Genomic DNA, 5,497 nt, shown 5'->3' with positions numbered 1-5,497 from the left:
CCGTCGGGGATGCCCATTATAAACTGTCCCTGGTCTCTTAACTGGCTGGAGTCAAACCAGCTTTTGTAGGAACCATGCGGCAGGTTTTTCCTGTAACTGACTGCAATCCGGTATTTGTTGCCGGAGGCAGTTTGTCCGTCCTGCTGGTGGGTCCAAAAAAATGTTGAACCGGTACCGGCAAGAGCCAGCCAGATTAGTACTACTTGTTTCATGGGCGCAAGCAATTGTTTCAAAAGTAGCTAACAATGCCAGTAGGAAACTGGTTGACCCACATTAAATTTATTCTTATTGCAGCACGCGAAATACCGGGTAGCGATTATGCCCGGGTTCGTAATAGGGCGAATTCCTGAATACAAAGTCGAGTTGCTGGGCGGCGGATTTGGCAAATGCTGTGTCTGAATTTCTTTTTTCTTCCAATGCTTTCTGTACTTCAGGATGTTCTTTCAGGTATTTTTCTGCCGTGTCTTCGAACACATAGGAACTGTAGCCTTCTTTTTGCCCGAGTATGGGATCGAAAAAGTTCCAGGAAAAATAAGCATCCATGGCCTGGGGTTCCAGCACTTCCATCAAAAAACGATTGGCGCGCTGGTTCATAGGAATATACCAATCGCCTTTTCTGAACAGGATCTTTTCCTTGTGTGTGCTGACCTGTATATTGTTGTTTAGGTGATGGCCTTCAAATGCCCGGTTAGAGGTACTGTAATTAAGTATTTTATAGTATTCTACTTCAATGCTGGTATCTTTTTGAAGAGGAATCATCGTAACCCGGTTGAGTTGTAATAATTCCACCACTCTCCACCAGCCCTGCGGCAGTAGATACGCAGTTGGTTTTTTTATTTCCAGTGCAATATCGTACTGGTTAAAAAAGCGAACCTGCTTTTCAAATGGTTTACTGCGGTCGTAATAGAGCCGGGGCAATCCGGATACACCACTGGGTTTACGGCCCGCTTCAAAGCCCTTGAACAATAGCTCGGTCCATTTTTCCCGATTCAGTTTCCATTGCAAGGGAAAGGTTTCTGCCGTTCGCTGATAATCGGTTGTTTCCCTGATCAGGGTTTTGATTTGACGGTTATTGGCGGATGCAAACTGCACAAACGATTCCATAAGAGCATAGGTAGCGTTTACGCGCTGCACATAAGGTTTCAGCATATGGGTTTCGGGTACAAAGGCAAAACAATTCCACAGGGAAGCATATCCGCTCGAATAACGGGGGCCTTCAAGAAATTCTGGCCAGCCCGATTCGAGGGTGTCGCCAAAGGCATTTACGTAGGGAATCAGGTCGTAGCCCTTTTTTTTCATAAGGGAATAGAGGCCCGGCTCAAACTGCTGATTCATGAATTCTCCCATCTTACCCCCCAGCTTATTGTGCTGTGAAGCAATTAGGGTCATTATATGCTGGTAGTCTGCACCGTTGGAAACATGGTTGTCGATGAAAACATCGGGCTGCAGGTAATGGAAGATCCGGACAAAGCTGCGGGCCTCGCGGGTATCGTTTTTAATAAAATCGCGGTTTAAATCATAGTTCTGCGAATTTCCCCTGGATCCGAAGGCGGCCGGTCCGTTTTGGTCTACCCGGTAATACGCTGAGCGATTCAGGGCGCCCCCGATATTATACACCGGTACAAAAGCAAGGGCTACATTGTCGGGAATCGACTTTTTACCCTCCACCAGGTCTCGTAACCAAAGCATGCTGGCATCTATTCCGTCGGGTTCGCCGGGGTGTATGCCATTCAAGATGAATAAAACTACTTTTTGTTGTTGGTGCCAGGTAGCCGGGTCGGCGCTGCCATCGTTCGAGTACATAACCAGGTGGAGCGGAAACCCTGCATCGGTTGGGCCCATTGTTTTCAGCAGCAATCGTTTGGATCGCTTATCGAGTTCTTTGTAGAAACTGATTACCTGGGCATAGGTAGAGGTTTCCTGACCTCCTGATTGCTCAAAAGGAATTTTCTGGGAACGTCCATTAAAAGGAACGAGTAGCAGGGATAAAAGAGGGATTAGCAGGAATTGTCGCATATCCGGGCAATTAGGCGGGGAAAATAAACAAAAAAAGGTCCAGTCAGGAGACTGGACCCGTATATTCGGTCAGATAGATCTTAATTTACTGAAATCAGGCCGTTGCCAGGGTATTGGCACGCTTAGCCAGCTTGCTTTTCAGGTTAGCAGCTTTATTCTTATGAATAACGCCACGTTTGGCAAGTTTGTCAATCATAGAGATTACGTTTGGCATAGCCTCGTCAACCGCTTTCTTTTCGGTGGTCGCCTTAAGATCACGAATTGCGTTACGGGTGGTTTTACCGTAATAACGGTTTCTATCACGGCGTTTGGCTGCCTGACGCACATCTTTTTTGGTTGCCTTATGATTAGCCATTCTTCTAAATATTGGACGGCAAAGGTAATGGTAAAACCAACAACTAAAAAATAAAAACTAAAAAAAATAAAAAAAGCAGAAAAACGCAGGTTGAAGCGTTAAGTTGATCCGTTGGCAAATTAACGGCAATTTAGGGTTGTATTCGTGTATCCTCCTTCGGGTACGTGCTTTCTTCACTTCTTTTCCCGATATTTGCTGACCCAATTTTTACCCGTAAAAAGGGCTATCCATATGAAGGATTTTTCTTATATAACCAATTCGTCTCCAGCGTTTATTGAATCGATCTATCAGGATTTTGTAAAAGATCCGGGTTCTGTTGACCCGGAGCTCCGGAAATTTTTTGAAGGGTTTGATTTCGCCGTAGAACAGGGCCATGCCAATGGGCAGGAGCAGGCTGCCACCAAGGGTGCCCCCGCCGCTCAACTGCCGGCCGATATTGATATCAGGAAAGAAATTGCTGCTTACCGCATGATTCTGGGTTACCGGAATAAAGGGCATTTGATTGCTAAAACCAACCCGATTCGTACCCGCAAAGACAGGGGCGCTAACCTGGACCTCGGTTTTTTTGGTTTTACGGAGGCCGACCTGGATAAAAACTTTTATGCCGGCAACCGCATTGGTTTGGGTACCACTACCCTCCGGAATATATTGGCGCATATGGAGAAATCCTATGCCTCCAAAGTGGGTATCGAATTTAAATACATCAGTGACCAGGGCAAGGTTGATTTTCTGACCAATGCCATGGAAAAAGAATTTCATCAGCCCCTGACCATAGACAAAGAAAAACGAATCCTGGAGAAACTAAACCAGGGCGTAATCTTTGAAAAATTCCTTCACACCAAATACATCGGGCAAAAGAGATTTTCGCTCGAAGGTGGTGAAACCACCATTCCAGCACTGGATGCCATCATCAATACTGCCGGTTCCTTAGGCGTGCAGGAAGTGGTGATCGGAATGGCGCATCGGGGCCGGTTAAATATCCTCGCTAACATCCTGGGTAAAACCTATGAGCATATTTTCAGCGAATTTGAAGGTACGGCCATGATGGACCAGACAATGGGCAGCGGGGACGTGAAATACCATATGGGGTATAGTTCTGATGTTGAAACGCCCGATGGAAAAACTGTTCATTTGAAACTGTGTCCGAACCCATCGCACCTCGAAGCGGTTGACCCGGTGGTGGTTGGGTTTGCGAGGGCAAAAGCCGATGTTCTTTACGAGAGTGAATACGATAAAATATTGCCGATCCTGATCCATGGTGATGCATCCATTGCCGGGCAGGGTATTGTGTACGAAGTTTTGCAGATGAGCAAACTCGAAGGCTACCATACGGGAGGCACGATCCATTTCGTTATCAATAACCAAATTGGTTTTACCACTGATTTTGATGAAGCCAGAAGCTCTGATTACTGTACCTCACTGGCTGCCACTGTTCAGGCTCCGGTACTGCATGTGAACGGAGATGACGCCGAAGCTGTGGTGAAATGTGTGGAAATAGCCACCCGGTATCGCCAGGAGTTCAACCAGGATATTTTCATAGACATGGTTTGTTACCGCAAACATGGCCATAATGAAGGGGATGATCCGAAATTTACCCAGCCCGGGTTGTATGCGCTCATTGATAAACATCCCAATCCCAGGGAAGTATATACCAGTTTTCTGCTCGAAAACGGAGAAGCCGATGCCAAACAAATGGCACAGGAAATGGAGAAAAAATTCTGGAGCGACTTACAGGATCGGCTGGATGAAGTAAAACAAAACCCCCTGCCTTATAAATACCAGCTTCCTGAAAAAGCCTGGAGAAGCCTGCGCAGGTCTACGGAAGAGGATTTTGATGCTTCCCCGGTTACCGCTATTAGTTCGGCTGATTTTGACCTCTTATTTGATCAGCTGATGCAATGGCCGGAAGATTTCAAACCGCTTAAAAAAGTGGAAAAAATAATCCAGGATAAAGTAAAACTGTTCCAGGAAGAAGGCAAAGTTGACTGGGCAACCGGTGAATTACTGGCTTATGCCTCTTTACTGCTGGCAGGGCATGATGTGCGAATGAGCGGACAGGATGTACGACGTGGTACCTTTAGTCACCGCCATGCTGTTTTGAGAGATGAACAAAACAACCAGGCCTATAACAGGTTAAGCCGTATTCCGGGTGCCACCGGTAAGTTCAGGATATTCAATTCTTTCCTGAGTGAATACGGCGTCCTTGGCTTTGAATATGGGTATGCAATGGCAAACCCACTGAGCCTGGTATTATGGGAAGCACAATTTGGTGATTTCAGCAACGGTGCCCAAACCATGATTGACCAGTTTATTGCGGCCGGTGAACAAAAATGGAACCGGATGAACGGGGTAGTTATGTTATTGCCCCATGGCTATGAAGGACAGGGTCCTGAACACAGTTCTGCCAGGATGGAACGTTTTCTGCAAATGTGCGCCGAACAGAATATGGTGGTTACGAATATTACCACTGCAGCTAATTTCTTCCATGCTTTAAGAAGACAGATAGCCTGGCCTTTCCGCAAGCCAATGATTAATTTTTCACCAAAAGCAAATCTGCGCCTGCCAGATACCTATTCTACCAAAGACGATTTCATCCATGGCTCTTTTAAAGAAGTGCTGGATGATGTATCTGTACAGAATGCTTCCGGAATTCGGAAAGTACTATTCTGTTCCGGCAAGGTTTATTTTGACCTGGCAGCTAAAAAGCAGAAAGACGGGGTAACGGATGTAGCAATTGTACGGGTAGAACAATTGTATCCGCTTCCACAGAAACAGCTCGATGCCTTGTACCAGAAATACGATAAAGCTACCTGGTTCTGGGTGCAGGAGGAGCCGCTTAATATGGGCGCCGCGTCTTTCCTGAAAATGAACCTCGCCACCATCAATTTTGGTGTCATCAGTCGCCAGCCCAGTGCTTCCACCGCCACCGGTTATGCGAAAGTGCATGCCCAGGAACAGGCGGAGATTATTGATACGGCCTTTGCAATTTAAAGTAGAAAGCAGAATACGGAGGACGTTTGATTATTAATAGTTGATTTTAGAATTTTGACTTTATGATAGATATTAAAGTTCCAACAGTTGGCGAATCCATTACAGAAGTAACCCTTATTAAATGGCTGAAACCGA

General features: G+C 46.1%; 4 protein-coding genes. 1 reads left to right on the top strand and 3 read right to left on the bottom strand.

Going from position 1 to position 5,497, the window contains the following annotated elements; translation table 11 throughout:
* From A1D16_RS18660 to rpsT, 3 genes are all read right to left on the bottom strand, one after another.
* On the bottom strand, positions 1-212 hold a 212-nt coding region (locus A1D16_RS18660; RefSeq protein ID WP_290712320.1), incomplete at its 3' end, for a hypothetical protein.
* A gap of 73 nt (positions 213-285) precedes the next feature.
* Positions 286-2,016 (bottom strand): M14 family metallopeptidase, encoded by a 1,731-nt coding sequence (locus tag A1D16_RS18655; RefSeq protein WP_290712318.1) that lies wholly within the window; start codon positions 2,014-2,016, stop codon positions 286-288.
* Positions 2,017-2,110: 94 nt separating this feature from the next.
* Entirely contained in the window at positions 2,111-2,371 is a 261-nt protein-coding gene (rpsT, locus tag A1D16_RS18650) for a 30S ribosomal protein S20 (protein ID WP_290712316.1), read from the bottom strand.
* Positions 2,372-2,602: 231 nt separating this feature from the next.
* On the opposite strand from rpsT, the gene A1D16_RS18645 reads away from it, so the two are divergent.
* The gene (locus A1D16_RS18645) at positions 2,603-5,362 is read left to right on the top strand and encodes a 2-oxoglutarate dehydrogenase E1 component (RefSeq protein ID WP_290712314.1); all 2,760 of its coding nucleotides are present in this window, start codon (positions 2,603-2,605) and stop codon (positions 5,360-5,362) included.
* Positions 5,363-5,497 lie beyond the last annotated feature (135 nt).

Origin of the sequence: Flavihumibacter sp. CACIAM 22H1 (genome assembly GCF_001601815.1) — a bacterium.
Taxonomy (GTDB): Bacteria; Bacteroidota; Bacteroidia; order Chitinophagales; family Chitinophagaceae; genus Flavihumibacter.
This window is presented reverse-complemented; position numbering and strand designations above follow the sequence as displayed.